At 63.1% G+C, this 16,244-nt stretch carries 16 protein-coding genes; 1 reads left to right on the top strand and 15 read right to left on the bottom strand.

Annotated elements, in window-relative coordinates; all coding sequences use genetic code 11:
* Nucleotides 1-6: 6 nt before the first annotated feature.
* From lpxB to FJ979_RS29265, 13 genes are all read right to left on the bottom strand, one after another.
* Nucleotides 7-1,185, bottom strand: a complete 1,179-nt coding sequence (gene lpxB / locus FJ979_RS29205) for a lipid-A-disaccharide synthase (protein ID WP_140584441.1) — start codon at nucleotides 1,183-1,185, stop codon at nucleotides 7-9.
* Entirely contained in the window at nucleotides 1,178-2,077 is a 900-nt protein-coding gene (locus FJ979_RS29210; protein WP_181181819.1) for an LpxI family protein, read from the bottom strand. The genes lpxB and FJ979_RS29210 overlap by 8 nt, the downstream gene beginning before the upstream one ends.
* Nucleotides 2,064-2,897 (bottom strand): acyl-ACP--UDP-N-acetylglucosamine O-acyltransferase, encoded by an 834-nt coding sequence (gene lpxA, locus FJ979_RS29215; protein ID WP_140584442.1) that lies wholly within the window; start codon nucleotides 2,895-2,897, stop codon nucleotides 2,064-2,066. The genes FJ979_RS29210 and lpxA overlap by 14 nt, the downstream gene beginning before the upstream one ends.
* Before the next feature lie 13 nt (nucleotides 2,898-2,910).
* Nucleotides 2,911-3,375, bottom strand: a complete 465-nt coding sequence (fabZ, locus tag FJ979_RS29220; RefSeq protein ID WP_140498686.1) for a 3-hydroxyacyl-ACP dehydratase FabZ — start codon at nucleotides 3,373-3,375, stop codon at nucleotides 2,911-2,913.
* A complete protein-coding gene (gene lpxD, locus FJ979_RS29225; protein WP_140498688.1) occupies nucleotides 3,368-4,426 on the bottom strand; it encodes a UDP-3-O-(3-hydroxymyristoyl)glucosamine N-acyltransferase in 1,059 nt (352 codons plus the stop codon). Before lpxD ends, fabZ begins: the two co-directional genes overlap by 8 nt.
* A gap of 76 nt (nucleotides 4,427-4,502) precedes the next feature.
* Complete coding sequence (bamA, locus tag FJ979_RS29230; protein WP_140560947.1) at nucleotides 4,503-6,875, bottom strand: outer membrane protein assembly factor BamA; 2,373 nt, start codon at nucleotides 6,873-6,875, stop codon at nucleotides 4,503-4,505.
* 217 nt (nucleotides 6,876-7,092) lie between these two features.
* Nucleotides 7,093-8,235, bottom strand: coding sequence for an RIP metalloprotease RseP (rseP, locus tag FJ979_RS29235; RefSeq protein WP_140564524.1), 1,143 nt, complete (start codon nucleotides 8,233-8,235; stop codon nucleotides 7,093-7,095).
* Between the two features lie 100 nt (nucleotides 8,236-8,335).
* Nucleotides 8,336-9,151, bottom strand: coding sequence for a phosphatidate cytidylyltransferase (locus FJ979_RS29240; protein ID WP_140498694.1), 816 nt, complete (start codon nucleotides 9,149-9,151; stop codon nucleotides 8,336-8,338).
* Nucleotides 9,148-9,882: an isoprenyl transferase gene (locus tag FJ979_RS29245; protein WP_140498696.1), complete on the bottom strand. Its 735-nt coding sequence runs from the start codon at nucleotides 9,880-9,882 to the stop codon at nucleotides 9,148-9,150. The genes FJ979_RS29240 and FJ979_RS29245 overlap by 4 nt, the downstream gene beginning before the upstream one ends.
* Before the next feature lie 33 nt (nucleotides 9,883-9,915).
* On the bottom strand, nucleotides 9,916-10,470 hold the full coding sequence (gene frr / locus FJ979_RS29250) for a ribosome recycling factor (RefSeq protein WP_140498698.1): 555 nt from the start codon (nucleotides 10,468-10,470) through the stop codon (nucleotides 9,916-9,918).
* 110 nt (nucleotides 10,471-10,580) lie between these two features.
* The gene (gene pyrH / locus FJ979_RS29255) at nucleotides 10,581-11,303 is read right to left on the bottom strand and encodes a UMP kinase (RefSeq protein WP_140560967.1); all 723 of its coding nucleotides are present in this window, start codon (nucleotides 11,301-11,303) and stop codon (nucleotides 10,581-10,583) included.
* A gap of 147 nt (nucleotides 11,304-11,450) precedes the next feature.
* A complete protein-coding gene (locus tag FJ979_RS29260) occupies nucleotides 11,451-12,560 on the bottom strand; it encodes an aldo/keto reductase (RefSeq protein WP_140498700.1) in 1,110 nt (369 codons plus the stop codon).
* 29 nt (nucleotides 12,561-12,589) lie between these two features.
* Entirely contained in the window at nucleotides 12,590-13,117 is a 528-nt protein-coding gene (locus FJ979_RS29265) for a nuclear transport factor 2 family protein (protein WP_140515354.1), read from the bottom strand.
* A gap of 114 nt (nucleotides 13,118-13,231) precedes the next feature.
* On the opposite strand from FJ979_RS29265, the gene FJ979_RS29270 reads away from it, so the two are divergent.
* A complete protein-coding gene (locus tag FJ979_RS29270) occupies nucleotides 13,232-14,158 on the top strand; it encodes a LysR family transcriptional regulator (protein ID WP_140564523.1) in 927 nt (308 codons plus the stop codon).
* Nucleotides 14,159-14,185: 27 nt separating this feature from the next.
* Here FJ979_RS29270 and tsf read toward each other — a convergent pair whose 3' ends face one another.
* Nucleotides 14,186-15,106, bottom strand: a complete 921-nt coding sequence (gene tsf, locus FJ979_RS29275; RefSeq protein WP_140498706.1) for a translation elongation factor Ts — start codon at nucleotides 15,104-15,106, stop codon at nucleotides 14,186-14,188.
* A gap of 107 nt (nucleotides 15,107-15,213) precedes the next feature.
* The gene (gene rpsB, locus FJ979_RS29280; RefSeq protein WP_140498708.1) at nucleotides 15,214-15,996 is read right to left on the bottom strand and encodes a 30S ribosomal protein S2; all 783 of its coding nucleotides are present in this window, start codon (nucleotides 15,994-15,996) and stop codon (nucleotides 15,214-15,216) included.
* Nucleotides 15,997-16,244: the final 248 nt, after the last annotated feature.

Consider the following 16,244-nt stretch of genomic DNA (forward strand, 5'->3'; position numbering starts at 1 on the left):
TACTCACTACTCACTACTCACTCTCTTGATATACCCCATCACCACCTGCGCGGCGATGTCGCCTGACGACTTGGCGGTTGTCATGCGCCGGGCGATCTCGGCGAACCCGTCCTTCTGCCATCTGCGCATGCCTGTGTCGGCGAACAGCGCTTCGAGCTGGCGGGCCAGATTGTTCGGCTTGACATACTCGTTGTAGAATTCCGGGATCAGCGCCCGATCCGATATCAAATTGGGCAGCAGCGCCGACCAGACCGAAACGAGATATGGCGCCACGATGCGCGCAACCGGGTCCAGCCTGTAGCAGGAGATCATCGGCACGTCAGACAGCGCCAGTTCAAGCGAAACCGTGCCGGACGCGATCAGCGCCGCGTCGGCCTTGCCGAAAGCCTGCCACTTTCGCTCAGCGTCGAGGATGATCTCGGGCTTCTCGTCCCAGCGAGCGACCGCGGAGCGCACGACATCGGCGACATGCGGCACCGTCGGCAACATCAGCCGCAAGCGATGCCGGCGGGCCCGCAGCATCGATACGGTCTCCCCAAACGGCTCGAGCAGCCGCCGCACTTCGCTGCGCCGCGAGCCGGGCAGCACAAGCAGCGTCTTCACGCGATCCGGCGAAAGATCCCGCGGCTGCGCCTGCGCCCTCGCCGCAGAGAGCACGCCCGCGTCATGGGTGAGGCGATGTCCGACATAGGTGCCAGGCGGTCCGCCGAGCCTGCCTAGCTCCTTCACCTCGAACGGCAGGATGCAGAGGATGTGGTCGACATAGGGCTTCATCGCCACCGCCCTGCCCGGCCGCCATGCCCAGACGCTGGGGCAGACATAGTGGATGATCGGGATGGTGGGGTTGGCCGCGCGCACTTTCCTGGCCACGCGCAGGGAAAAATCGGGGCTGTCGATGGTTATGAGGCAGTCGGGCTTCGCATCCGCGACCGTCCTGGCCAGCTGACTGATCCGCCGCATCAGCCGCGGCAGGTCACTCAGGATGGCGCTGAAGCCCATGAGGGCGATCTCGCCGGCGTCGAACGGCGAGACCAGCCCGAGCGCCTGCAGATGGCGGCCGCCGAGACCGACGAGCTGCACCTCGCGCCCCGTCGACTGCTTGATCGAGCGCACGATGTCGGCGCCAAGCAGGTCGCCGGATTCCTCGCCGGCCACGATTGCGATCTTCAGCGCCTTGTCAGCCATGCGCCGGCTCCCCTGCTGGCAGGCCGACGATGAACAGGCCGAGCGCATTCGCCCGCGACAGCGTCGCCGGCCCCTCCAGGATGAGAGAGCGCCCCGCCTCGACGGCAATTCCGGCAAGCCCCGCCGCATGGGCTGCTTCCACCGTCTGCGGCCCTATCGACGGCAGGTCGGCCCGCAGCTCCTGGCCGGGTTTGGCGCATTTGACCAGCACTCCGCGGGTCTTTCCGGCAAGCCTGCCATGGCCGCGCAGCGCGCGCGCTCTTTCGAGCAGGCCGCTCGTGCCTTCGATGCCTTCCAGCGCGATGGCCCGGCCTCCGATCGCAACCGCCGCCTGCCCGATATCAAGCGCGCCGATGGCCTTGGCGGCCAGCCTGGCCGCCTCGATGTCGCGCCAGTCCGATTGCTTTGGTTTCGCCGTGGTCAGCGTGCCTTCGCCGGCGGCCAGTTCGGGAACGACCTCATGCGCGCCGACCACTTTGATGCCCCGCTTCTCCAGGCCGCGTGTCACCACCTTCAAAAGTCCGTCATCGCCGCGCGCCAGCGCCATGATCACCGATGGTACGATCGCCAGCAAGCCAAGGCTCGGACGGATGTCGGTCAGCCGGGGCCGGCGTCTGATTTCGCCGGCAAGGACCACATGAGTGATGCCGTGGCGCTTCAGCGTCGCCACCAGTGAACCGATCTGCTCGAGGGCGAGGCTGTCGTGTTCGTATCGGAGCAACTCCTGCTGGCGGTCGGCCTCACCTTCCATCAAGAGGATGAAGGGCGGGTAGCCATGCGCGGCCAGGCCTTGCGCGACTTCCACCGGCAGGCTGCCGCCGCCGGCGACGATGCCGACCTTGGCCCCCGGCGAGAGAACGAAATCCGCTGCCGCCGCCTCAGTCTTCGTCATCGCCGTCATCGCAATCGCTCCCCTTGAGCGATGGCACAGCATAGTGCCGCTTGCCGCGACTGGAGATGAAATCGATGATCTTCATGGCGGTCGGTGACGTGGCGAATTCCGCCTTGGCGAATTCGATGTTCTCGCCAACGGTGCGCGAGCGGTCGAATATTGTCTTATAGACCCTGCGCAGCAGATAGATCTCGGATCTTGGCAGACCGGAGCGCTTGAGCCCGATGATGTTGAGGCCGCGCAGGCTGGCCCGATTTCCCGCCGCCATGGCATAGGGAATGACATCACCCACAAAAGCCGAGCACCCGCCAAGAAAAGCGTTGTCGCCTACCCGCACGAATTGATGAACGGCGCTGAGACCGCCGATATAGACGTTGTCGCCGATTTCGCAGTGTCCGCCCAGCGTCGCGCCGTTGGCGAAGGTGGCGTTCTTGCCGACGACGCAGTCATGGGCGATGTGGGCGTAGGCGAGAAAATTGCCATTGTCGCCGACCGTCGTTTCGCCGCGGCTGGTATCGGTGCCGACATGCATGGTGACGCCTTCGCGGATCGTGCAGTTCTCGCCGATGACGAGCGTGGTGCGGCCGCCCTTGTGCTTGGTGTTCTGCGGCGGCCCGCCCAGTATCGCCATCGGATAGACCTTGGTCGACGCGCCGATCGTCGTCGCGCCTATCACCGAGACATGGCTGACCAGTTCAACGCCGTCGCCAATCACGGCATCTGCGCCGACATAACAGAGCGGTCCTATGCGGACGCCTTGGCCGATTTGAGCGCCTTCCTCCACGACGGAGGAAGGATGGATGGATGTCTTGATTTTCATAAGCATTCGATTGTCAGTCGCCGGTGACCATCATGGCTGAGATCTCAGCCTCGGCGGCCTTGTTGCCGTCGACCAGGGCTTCACAGGCGAATTTGAGCAGGTTGCCGCGTTTCTTGATTTTCTTGACATGGATCTTCAACTGATCGCCGGGAACGACCGGTTTGCGGAACTTGGCGTTGTCGATGGTCAGGAAATAGACCAGCGACGGCTTTTCAGTGCGAAGACTGCGGATGCAGATGGCCCCGGCAGTCTGTGCCATCGCCTCGACGATGAGCACGCCCGGCATGACCGGCTGCTCGGGGAAGTGACCCTGAAAATGCGGCTCGTTTATGGTCACGTTCTTGATGCCGGTGGCGGATTCGTCGCCATCAATGTCGACGATGCGGTCGATCATCAGGAACGGATAGCGATGCGGCAGGAGCTTCATCAGCCCCAATATGTCGACTGCTTCCAGCGTCGTCCCGGTGATGTCAGCCATTGCTCCCCTCGCCCTGTTTGCGGGTCCTGGCGAGCTTGCGCAGCATGGCTATCTCGCGCATGGCTTCCGCCATCGGCTGTGCCGGATAGCCGCCCCAGATCTCGCCCGCGGGCACATTGCTCATGAATCCGCTTCTCGCGGCAAGCTTCGCGCCCGACCCTATGGTCAGGTGATCCGCAAGCCCGACGCCGCCGCCCATGGTGACATTGTCGCCCACGACGACGGAACCGGAGATACCCGAAAGTCCGGCCACGATGCAGTTGCGGCCGATGCGGACGTTATGCGCGATCTGCACGAGATTGTCGATCTTGGTGCCCTGGCCGATGATCGTATCGGACATGGCGCCGCGGTCGACCGTGGAATTGGAACCGATCTCGACGTCGTCCTGGATGATGACGCGGCCGATCTGCGGAACACGTTCCGGCCCCTTGGCGCCGGCAACGAAGCCAAAGCCGTCCTGGCCGATCCGGGCGCCGCCATGAATGATGACGCGGTTGCCGATCAAGGCATATTGGACGCTGGCGCCCGGGCCGATATAGCCGTCACGCCCGATCTGGCAGGAACGGCCGACGACGGCGTGAGGCGCGATGACGGTGCCGGCGCCTATGGACACCGCAGGACCGATCACCGCGCCGGCTTCGACGACGGCACCTTCCTCGACATGTGCGCTCGGATCGATATGGGCATGCGGCGAGATACCGGTTTCACCGGTCATTGGCCCCGGGGTCGCCGCCGTCGGAAACAGCAGTCGTCCGACCAGCGCGAATGCCTGTTGCGGACGGGGATGTACAAGGACGGCGATGGCGGCAGGCGCCTTGCCGGCGAACTCCGCCGGGCACAGCACAGCGGCAGCCCGCAGCGACGGCATCAGCACGGAATTGCGTTTGCCATCGACGAAAACGAGCGCATTCTCGCCGCCTTCGTTGGCAGGCGCCAGCGCGTCGATGAAAACGCCGGACTGGCCGGAATCGACAAGCACCGAGCCGGTCAGATTCGCGACTTCGCCCGCCGTATACCGGCGTGATGGCGCGAAGAACACCGGATCGGTCATTCCAGAAGCTATATCCAGCTAGATCGGAACATTTTCTCCCGGATCTCAACGACCCGGGAGCATCGTCATCCGCCGGTCAGAAGCGGGTCGATATGCCGAAGTTGAATTCCTGCACGTCGTCCCTCGCTTCCTTCTTGACCGGGATCGCATAGTCGATACGGATCGGACCGAACGGCGAAGCCCACATCAGGCCGACACCGACCGAGGCGCGCCATTTCATGCCCACGGATGATTGGTCAACCAAATCATTGGCAACCTTGCTGCCATAGAGTGTTGCCGCGTCTGCAAAGACCGCGCCGCGCAGACCGAAGCTTTCTGGAACGACCGGCAGCGGGAATTGAGCCTCTGCCGACGCGTTGAAATAAGTGGTGCCGCCAAGGTGGTCACCCGCACCGTCGCTGTCGACTGGGCCGATGCCGCCATAAGCGAAACCGCGGATCATGCGATCGGTGCTCTGGAAGTGATCGAAGATGCGCAGATCGCCGTCGCCGCCGTAGCCTTCGACATGGCCGGCGCCGCCCGAAATGAGGCCGACAAGATCGAACTGCTCGGACAGCGTCTGATAGACGCTGCCGCGTCCGGTGACCTTCACGAACTTGGCGTCGCCACCGAGGCCGGCCACTTCAACCGTGGAGGTGGCATAGATACCCTCATGCGGGTTCTTCATGTCGTCGATGGTGTTATAAACCAGTCCCAGACTGACCGACGACTTGATCCAAGGGCTTTGCTCGATGCCATCCAACACGGCTCTGGAAATGTCGCAGGTGCCGCTGGGATCTACATCGGTGGCATCGCAACCGTCGTCTACCTCATACTTCTCCCGGGAGATATTGTAGGCCAGCTGGGTCGAGATGCTGTCTGTGATCGGCAGGCCGAAGCGCACCGTCGCGCCCACAGTATCGCTGTCGTAGTCGTCGTATTCCCTGGTCCGCTTGTAGATGTCGAAGCCGGCGGCGATACGGCGCCCGAGGAAATAGGGCTCGGTGAACGAAAGGCTGTAATCGCGCGAGTTCTTGCCGCCACCCGCCGACACCTTGATGAACTGGCCGCGGCCGAGGAAGTTGCGCTCTGTGATCGATCCTTCGACGGACGGACCGGCGGTGTCGCCACCGGTCGAATAGCCGGCGCCGACAGAGAATTCACCGGTCGACTTTTCGACCACGTCGACCACCAGCACGACCTGGTCCGGCGCCGAACCGGGCACCGTCGAAACCTCGACTTTGTCAAAGTAATTGAGATCTTCCAGCCGCTTCTTCGCGCGCTGGATCAGCACTTGGTTGAACGCATCGCCTTCGCTGACGTCGAACTCGCGGCGGATGACATAGTCGCGCGTGCGGTCATTGCCGCGGATCTCGATGCGCTCGACATAGGCCTTGGTGCCCTGGTCGATGGTGTAGACCACCGAAATCGTATGATTCTCGAAATTGCGGTCGCCACGCGGCGTGACCTGCGCGAAGGCGTAGCCGGAGCCGGCCACCTTCTCAGTCAGGGCAATGATGGTGTCCTCGACGTTCTTGGCGTTGTAGACGTCGCCCTTGTGGGTCTCGACCACCGATTCCAGCGCCTTCGAGTCGACTTCCGGAATCGTGCTTTCGACGCTGATGTCGCCGAACGTATAACGCTCGCCTTCCTGGACGGTTATGGTGACCGTGTACTTGTTGGTCGCGTTGTCGAGTTCGCCGACAGCGGACACGACCTGGAAGTCGGCATAGCCGTGATTGTAGTAGAAGCGCCGCAGCAGCTCCTGGTCGGCGCGCAGCTTGTCGTCGTCATAGACGTCGTCGCGCAGGATGAACGAAACCCAGGACGAGCGCTTGGTCGTGATCACATCTGACAGGCGGCGGCTCGAATAAGCGCTGTTGCCGACGAAATTGATCGCCGCGATCTGCGTGCGATCACCTTCATTGACATGGAAGACCACGTTCACGCGGTTGTCGCCGAGCTGCATGACCTCGGTGGTCACGGCGGCATCGTCACGGCCGATACGCCTGTAGGCGGCCTTGACCGACTCTACATCGGCGTCGAGCGCCGCCTGCGAGAACGTGCCGCGCGGCTTCAACTGCACGGCAGCCGCAAGCGCGTTGTCCTTGAGCTTCTTGTTGCCCTGGAACAGCACCTGGTTGACGACCTGGTACTCGGAAACCTTGACCACCAACGTCGAACCGACCTGATTGATCTGCACATCCGAGAACAACCCGGTTCCGAAGAGCGCCTTGACCGCGCTGTCGATGTCGGAGCTGGAGAAGGATTTGCCCGGCTTGATGGTGATGTAATTGCGGATGGTATCGGCGTCGACACGTTGGTTGCCGCTCACCTCCACCCTGCTGACGACAGCGGCTTCGGCCGCCGATGTGGCAACGAACTGCACTGCGAGCGCACCTGGCACGACCAAAGCCGCGGACAGGGCTGCCGCGGAAGCGGCGCTCAAAAACTTGGATGCTGCCTTCATCGGGCTTAATAACCTTTTCTCGTAGTCCCCACGGCGAGAAAACCGGACGTGCGGTAATTTCTCGTACCGTATTAACCGGATTTTCCCTACACGCAAGGCTTCTGGTTAATTTGTATTTACTTAACCCTGGTGCGTGGCTTTCGCGTCACTCATATCCCCGTGCATGGTAAACGGCGTCTCAACATCGACCATCCCGAAGCCAAATTTCTTCATGATTTCAGCATCCAAACAGATCGTTCCAGAATACGAAACCCATGAAGCCCAAAACCAGAAGCAGACCGGCCCGATAGGCCATTTCCATCATCCGTTCCGACACCGGCCGGCGGATGACGGCCTCCACGCCGTAGAACAGGAGATGGCCGCCGTCGAGGGGGGGAATCGGCAAAAGATTGAGGATGCCGATGCCCACGGACAGCAGCGCAACGAGCTGCACGAGCCATTCGAAGCCGAGCTTCGCCGCCTTGCCGGCCATGTCCGCGATCTTCACCGGGCCGCCGAGCTGGCACTTGTCCTCGCGCCCGACGACGAAACGCTGCAGGAACTGGCCGGTGCGCTGGATGACGTGCCCGGTTTCCTCCACCGCCGCGGCCAACGCGCCGGCGGGGCTGTAGGTGATCAGCCTGGGCTGGCCGAGTTCCTGGTTGTTGACGACGCCGATCACGGCCACCTTGACCTTGTTGCCGAGCGCGTCCTGCTGCTCCATCAGCTGCGGCGTGGCGGTCACGGTCACTTCCTTGCCGTCGCGCAGCATGACGAAGGTGATGCTGTCGCCGGCCCGGCCCGAAACCAGGCGTTGGACGTCACCGAAGGTTTCGATCTTGCTGCCGTCGACGCTGACGAATCGGTCGCCGGGCAGGATGCCGGCTTTCGCCGCCGGGCTGCCGGCGGTCACCTCGGCCACCATGGGTTCCGCGACATAGCGGCCATAGGCTGAAAACAGCACCGAAAAGACGACGATCGTCAGCAGGAAATTGAACAGCGGCCCGGCCACCACCGTCGCCGCCCGCTTCCAGATCGGCTGGGTGTGAAAGGCGACCTTGCGTTCCTCGTCGGTCAGCGTTTCGATCTCTTCCATCGACGGCTGGCTGGAGGTGGCGTTCATGTCGCCGACGAATTTGACATAGCCGCCAAGCGGTATGGCGCAGAGCTTCCAGCGCGTGCCGTGCCTGTCGTTGAAGCCGAAGAGTTCCGGGCCGAAACCGATCGAAAAGGCCCTGACGCCGATGCCGCACCAGCGGCCAACGAGATAGTGGCCCATCTCGTGGACGAACACGACCACGGTCAGCACGAACAGGAAGGGCACGAGCGTGCCGAGAAGGAAGCCTTCCATGCCGAAGATCGCGTGAAGAATCTCGTTCAACTCAAATCCTCAGTTCTTCCGCGACACCGTTGCGCCGCGACTGTGACATCAATCCAGGCGAATCCAAGGCGCGCCCGCATCGATCGTGGAACGATGCCGTTCAAATGGGAAACAGCCCCTGTGCCGGCTGATCGGCGCCCGCCGAAATCCAGCCGATGACGTATAGGGCGAAAGCCGCCGCGACAAGCCCGTCGACACGGTCCATGACGCCGCCATGGCCCGGAATGAGCGCGCCCGAATCCTTGCGGCCGTGGCGGCGCTTGACCCAGGATTCCAGGAGGTCGCCAGCCTGGGAGACGATTGAAAGCGCGAGCGCGACGAGACCGAGCATTGGCAGGTTGCCCGCACCGGCGGCGACGGCCAGGATGAGCCCCGCAACGACCCCGCCCACGGCGCCGCCGAGCGCGCCACTTCGCGTCTTGCCGGGAGAGATGGACGGCGCCAGCCTCGGGCCACCGACGGCCCGGCCGACGAAATAGGCAAAGATGTCGGTCGCCCAGACCACCGCGAACAGGAACAGGATGGCGACGAGGCCGGAATGGTCGCCGTCACGCAGAAGCGCAAGGGAAAGACCCGAGACGGCTGCATAGGCAAGGCCGGAGGCATCCCACTGCCCGGCCCCGCGCAGTTGGGCGGCGATGGCCGTGACGGCGACCAGTGCAGCCACTAGAAGCAGCAGCCACAAGGCAGGCAGGCCGGTGATCAGGGCGCCGAGAAACACCAGCAGCAGCGCTTCCGGCAAAAAACCGAGCCCGGTCGTCCCGGAAGGGCGAGACATGCGCGTCCATTCGTAGAAGATCACCGCCGAAATCGCGGCTGAAAGCAGCCGGAACGGCAGGCCGCCGAACCAGGTCAGGCCAAGCGTCGCGATGGCAAGCACGACCGCCGAAAGAACGCGAAGCTGGAGATTGCTCATCCCGCGGCCGGCCGCGAAGCGACATCTTGCGGATCCAGCCCGCCAAAACGGCGTTCGCGCCCGGCGAACTCGCGCAAGGCCTCGGCTAGATGCTCTCGGCTGAAATCGGGCCAATAGCAGGGCAGGAACACAAGCTCGCTATAGGCAGCCTGCCACAGAAGAAAATTGGAAAGGCGAAGCTCACCGCTGGTGCGTATGACCAGTTCGGGATCGGGAACGCCTTGCGTGTCGAGGCAGCCGGCAAAGGATTCGGCGGTGATCGCCTCGCTGTCGAGCTCGCCGCGCGCGACGGCCGAGGCAAGCTTGCGCGCCGTGCGCACGATCTCGTCGCGTCCGCCGTAGTTGAAGGCGATGATCAGCGTCAGCGCCTCGTTGGCCGACGTCAGCGCTTCGGCTTCTTCGAGCAGGAGCCTGATATCGGGCTGCAGCCCTGCCCTGTCGCCGATGATCCTGACGCGCACGCCGCTGCGGTGCAGTTCGGCGAGATCGCGGCGAATGAACAGCTTCAACAGGCCCATCAGGTCGCTGACTTCGGATTTCGGCCGCGACCAGTTTTCCGAAGAGAAGGCATAGACAGTCAGGTAGGAAATGCCGAGATCGGGCGCGGCGCGCACCGTCTTGCGCAGTGCTTCTACGCCCGCGCGATGGCCGGCGAGCCGCGGCATGCCGCGCGCCTTGGCCCAGCGTCCGTTTCCATCCATGATGATCGCGACATGCGCGGGCGTTGCCATGATCTCGCTTTCGGGCCAGCCGCCGGCCAGACCCTAAACCTGCATGATTTCAGCTTCCTTGTCGGAAAGCAGGTGGTCGATGGTGCTGATCGTTTCGTCGGTAAGCTTCTGGACCTGGTCGGAGCGCTTGCGCTGATCGTCCTCGCTGATGACGCCGTCCTTCTCCGCCTTCTTCAGGAAGTCCATGCCGTCGCGGCGCACATGGCGCGCTGCGACACGGGCGTTCTCGGCGTAGCCATGCGAGATCTTGACGAGTTCCTTACGGCGCTGCTCGTTGAGTTCCGGAAGCGGAATCCTGAGATTGGTGCCGTCCACGATAGGGTTGAAGCCCAGATTGGATTCGCGGATGGCGCGATCGACCGCGCCCACCATCGACTTGTCCCAGACCGACACCGAAATCATGCGCGGCTCAGGCACCGTGACATTGGCCACCTGGTTGATCGGCATGCTGGTGCCATAGGCCTGCACCTGGATAGCGTCGAGCAGGTTGCTGGAAGCGCGACCGGTCCGCAGCGAAGCCAGGTCATGCTTGAACGCGGCGATTGCCCCATCCATGCGCCGCTTGAGATCGTCGTACTCACCACTCATCTTAGTCTCCTCGACCCGTCTGACGCGGGTTCACTGCTTTCGGGGCAAGGCCCCGTGTTCGAGCCTGATTTCGAAACCGGTTTTCGCCTTTTCCGCGATCAGGCCCCGGATCAATCGTCCGCGACGACCGTGCAGCGGCCGCCGCCCCTTAGAATATCGCCGAAACCACCTTTTTCGTGGATCGAATAGACGATTATCGGAATGTTGTTTTCGCGCGCAAGTGCAATCGCTGCCGTATCCATGATGGAAAGGCCGCGATTTATCACTTCGGCATGGCTGATGCGCTCGAAACGCGTCGCGTTCGGGTCCTTCTTCGGGTCGGCAGAATAGACGCCGTCGACCTGTGTGCCCTTGAACAGCGCGTCGGCGCCGATTTCAGCGGCGCGAAGTGCTGCGGCCGAATCAGTGGTGAAGAACGGATTGCCGGTGCCGCCGGCAAAGATCACCACCTTGCCCTGGTTCATGTAGGCGGTTGCCTGGCGCTGCGAAAAGCTCTCGCAAAGCTCAGGCATGGCGATCGCGGAAAGAACCACCGCATCGACGCCGATCTTGTTCAGCGAGGTGCGCAGCGCCAGCGAATTGATGACGGTGGCGAGCATACCCATATGGTCGCCGGTGACGCGGTCGCCACCCTTGGAGGCAACCGCCACACCGCGAAAGATATTGCCGCCGCCGATGACGACGCCAACCTCGATGCCGAGCGCGCGGGCTTCGGCGATGTCGCCGGCGATGCGGTCGACGACCGAGACGTCGATGCCGAAATGCTGTTCGCCCATCAACGCTTCACCAGACGCTTTCAGCAAGACACGTCGGTAGAAGGGCTTCACCGTCATCTGGTCCTCGAAAATCTCGGCGCGGCAAATCAGGAGGCGAAACTGCCCCGCTTCGCCTGGCGGCGCTGGCATGATGGTTCGACCCGATACACGAAGGGCGCGGCGATGTCACGCCGCGCCCTTGCGCAAAATCCCAGGCTTTTTCGATCAGTTGCTGCTGATGCTGACCGCCTCGCCTTCCACCAGAACCTGCGGCGAATAGCCGGAGGGCTTGTCGCCGGTCACGACACCGCCGGCCACCCTGACCTGGATCTCGGGCCCGAAATAGGAATGCGGGAACGGCGCCGGCATGCTGCTCACCGAATCCAGCCGCTTGCGGAGTTCGGGGGCAATCGAAAAATCCAGCGCCGCGAGGTTGTCCTGCAGTTGCGCGAGCTTGGTCGCGCCCAGGATGACGGTTGCGACGCCGGGCTGCGTCGCCACCCAGTTGAGTGCCACCTGGGCCATGCTGCGGCCGAGTTCGGCGGCCACCTTTTCGAGCTCGGCCACGATCGCCCAATTGCGGTCGCTGAATTTCCGGAAGCTCGGATGCGTGGTGTTGCGGAAACCGTCGAGCCGGCCGGCATTGCCGGCTTGCGTCGGGCGATATTTGCCGCTGAGCAAGCCGCTGGCCAGCGGGCTCCAAACCATGACGCCGGCGCCATGATGCGTGGCGAAAGGCACGAACTCATGCTCGATCGAGCGTTCGGCCAGCGAATATTCGAGCTGCAGGGCCGAGATCGGCTCATAGCAGCGCAATTCTGCGATCGCCTGCGCCCGCCCCGCATACCAGGCCGGCACATCGGAAAGGCCGACGTGGCGCACCTTGCCCGCGCGCACCAGGTCGTCCAGCGTGCGCAGCACCTCCTCGGCCGGCGTCAGCCTGTCCCACACATGCATGAGATAGAGGTCGATATAGTCGGTTCCGAGCCGCTTCAGAGAGGCGTCCACGGCGCGCATTATGTTCTTGCGGCCATTGCCGCCGGCGTTCGGATTGCCCGGTTCTGAATTGAAGGTGAATTTAGTGGCGATCACCGCCTTGTCGCGCAATCCGCGCTCGGCGACGAATTCGCCGAGCCAGGTCTCGGCGGTGCCGCCGGTATAGAGATCGGCCGTGTCGAAGAAATTGCCGCCCGCCTCGACATATTCGTCGAAGATTGCGCGGGCTGTATCCCTATCAGTGCCCCAGCCTAATTCGGTGCCGAAGGTCATGGTGCCCAGCGCCAACCGGCTGACGCGCAAGCCGCTGTTGCCAAGCGTGTAGTAGTTCATGGTCATGATATTCTCCGATCGAGTTTGATGTTGGGTTATTGGCCGGGTGTCGTCTTGACCCAGGGATTGCCGCGCTCATGGGTCACGCGGAAGGTGAAGCCGTCGACCTTCCAACCCGCGCCGGAGCGGGTCAGGTGGTGCTCATATGTGCCCCAGACTTCCCAAAGCGGCTCGCCATTGCCTTCCATCCGGTTCCAGGCATAGCCGTTCGACAGGACGGTCGCCGTGTCCGCTTCGAGAACGACCTGGTGATTGGTGCGCAGATGCAGGCTGGTCTTGCCGCCCTTGAGGTTGCCGGCCCAGGCGCCGATCAGGTCGTCGGAGGCAATATTGGCCGCCGGCTGTCCGGACAGGCTGCTGAAATCAGCGGTAACCCGATCCGCGAAATAGCTGCGGACAAGCTTCCAGTCCTGCGCGTCGACGGCGCGGTCGATGGCATCGGCGATGCGGATGACCGCGCGCTCGTCGGCAAGCGCCTGCCACTCCGCCGGTTCGGCTCCCCCGGCATCGATCGGCGCCAGCGCCAGTCCCGCAGCGAAGGTCACATGTTTCAAAGCATTCATGTCTCGTCTCCTGGAAAATCAGCCCGCCGACGATGTATCGAGGACAATGTGGATCAACGCGCCGCCATCGATAAGATTGCATTGTTCGCAAAGACTATGCGATATCATTCATGAATGGACCGGGACCTGCTTACCCACCTGCCCGTCATCGTTGCCGTGGCGCGACGGGGCGGCTTCGCGCTTGCCGCGGCCGAGCTCGGCATGAGCCCGTCGGCGGTCAGCCATGCGGTGCGGCTGGTGGAAGAACGCATCGGCCAGCCGCTGTTTGCGCGCACGACACGTAGCGTCTCGCTGACAGAAGCCGGCAAGGCATTGGTGGAGACAGCGGGCCCTGCCCTTCAGGACATCGCGGAGCGGATGGACCGCATCCGCGGCGTCAAGGGACGGCCTTCCGGTCTGCTCAGGATCAATGCCTCCAACATCGCGATCCCTTTGGCGGTGACGCCTGTGATCGCAGCCATGGCCGATCGCTATCCGGATGTGACGGTCGAGGTTTTCGCCGATCAAGCCCTGGTCGATATCGTCGGGGAAGGTTTTGACGCCGGCATCAGGCTGGGCGAGATGATCGCGCAGGACATGACCGCCATACGGCTGACGCAGCCTTTCAAGGCCGTGCTGGTCGCCTCGCCGGACTATATCGGAAAGCGCGGCCGTCCACGCGACGTGGCCGACCTCGCGAACCATAATTGCATAGGCTACAGGCTTGTCCGCTCCGGCGCGCTCTATCGTTGGGATTTGAACGACAACGGCAAGGAGGTCGTGGTCGAGACGCGTGGCACGGCCGTCGTGACCGATTCGCTGGCGGCGATCGATCTTGCGCTTGCAGGGGTCGGGCTCGCCTATGTGTTCGAGCCGCTGGTGCGCGTCGATCTTGCCGCAGGACGCCTCGTCCAGATCCTGCCAAAGACGGCAATCGAGGAACCCGGCCTTTTCCTTTACTTTCCGCGCCGGGCGTCGATGGCGCCGAAGCTGAGGGCCTTCATCGACACCGCACAAGAAATCGGCCGGGCATCCATGCGGACACCCGGCCGAGTTGCCTGAGCCGTTTAGCCTTACTTGTTCTTCGGGCTATTTCTTGACCGCCGCCGCGACTTCCGCCGCGAAATCGGTCGCTTCCTTCTCGATGCCTTCGCCGAGCGCGAAACGCAGATAGGCCGAGATCTTGGCCGGAGCGCCGATCTCCTTCTCGGCATCCTTCAGCGCCTTCTCGACGGTGATGTCGGGATTGAGCACGAAGGCCTGCTTCAGAAGCACGACTTCCTCGTAGAACTTGCGCAGGCGGCCCTCGACCATCTTCTCGATGATCGCCTCCGGCTTGCCGGACTGGCGTGCCTGGTCGGCGAAGATCGCCTTCTCGCGCTCGACTGCCGCGGGATCGAGTTCCTCGGTGGTCAGTGCCATCGGGTTGGTGGCGGCGACATGCATGGCGACCTGGCGGGCGAATGCATTGGCCGCGTGCTCGTTGCCCGTGGTCTCGATAGCGACCAGGACGCCCAGCTTGCCAAGGCCGTCGGCAACCGCGTTGTGAACATAGGTCGCGACGGCGCCGTGCGGAACGGTGAGCTTGGCCGAACGGCGGAAGCCCATGTTCTCGCCGATGGTACCGACGGCGTCCTTGATGGTGTCGGTGACCGACTTGTCCGAACCCGGGTACTTCGCGGCAGCCACGGCCTCGCTCGTGCCATAGGCCAGTGCCACCTTGGCGACGTTGGCGACGATCTCCTGGAAGGCGGCGTTGCGGGCGACGAAGTCGGTCTCGGAATTGACCTCGACGACCGCGGCCTCGCGCACGCCGGAATCGACGCCGATCAGGCCCTCGGCCGCGGTGCGGCCTGCCTTCTTGTCGGCCTTGGAGATACCCTTCTTGCGCAGCCAGTCGACGGCTTCTTCCATGTTGCCGTTGGTCTCGTTCAACGCCGCCTTGCAGTCCATCATGCCCGCGCCGGTCAAGTCGCGGAGTTCTTTGACCTGTGCAGCCGAAATGCTCATTGTCGCCTCTTTGTTCAAATGCGCCGACGCACCATCGAATCTCGACGGTGCGTCCGTTTAACGCGTCAAAATATTAGAAAGATGAAGGCCGTGACCGGCCCTCGCTATCACGCTTCCGGAGTTTCCGCCGCCGGAGTTTCGCCGAGCACCGGCTCGACCGGAGCTTCCACCGAAGCGCCGATGTCGACACCCAGCGCGCCCTGCTGGCGGGCGATGCCGTCGATGGCAGCCTTCGCGATGAGGTCGCAATAGAGCTGGATGGCGCGCGCGGCGTCGTCATTGCCGGGGATCGGGAAGTCGATCTTGTCCGGATCGCAGTTCGAGTCGATGATGGCGACGACCGGAATGCCAAGGCGCTTGGCCTCGAGGATGGCGATCGCTTCCTTGTTGGTGTCGATCACGAACATCAGGTCGGGCGTCGAGCCCATGTCCTTGATGCCGCCGAGAGCCTTGTCGAGCTTCTCGCGCTCGCGGTCGAGATTGAGACGCTCCTTCTTGGTCAACCCTTGCGCCTCGCCGGCCAGCATCTCGTCGAGCTTGCGCAGGCGCTGGATCGAGTTCGAGATCGTCTTCCAGTTGGTCAGCATGCCGCCCAGCCAACGCGAGTTGACATAGTACTGGGCCGAACGCTGCGCGGCATCGGCGACGATGTCGGACGCCTGGCGCTTGGTGCCGACGAACAGCACGCGGCCGCCCTTGGCGACGGTGTCGGAAACCTGCTTCAGCGCCTGGTGCAGCAACGGCACCGTTTGGCTGAGGTCGATGATGTGGATGTTGTTGCGGGCGCCGTAGATATAGGGCGCCATCTTCGGGTTCCAGCGGTGGGTCTGGTGGCCGAAGTGAATGCCAGCTTCCAAAAGCTGGCGCATGCTGAAATCAGGCAGAGCCATTCTCATTTTCCTTTCCGGTTAGCCTCCACGGACACAGGCATTTTCGGACGAAGTCCTCGACGCCACCGGAGGTTTCAGCCGGATTTCTCCCGGGCAGACACCAAAGTCCGTGTGTGGAATGAGCGCGCATATAGAGGGGAAGTGCTCCAAACGCAAGCGCAACGACGCATTGTGTCGTAAGCACATGAGTTGTCCGGATTAGGTAGCACGTGAGTTGTCCGGTTTTATCGCCAGCGGATGGAGGCTGG

It is taken from the genome of Mesorhizobium sp. B1-1-6 (assembly GCF_006443035.1).
In the GTDB taxonomy this organism is placed as follows: Bacteria; Pseudomonadota; Alphaproteobacteria; order Rhizobiales; family Rhizobiaceae; genus Mesorhizobium.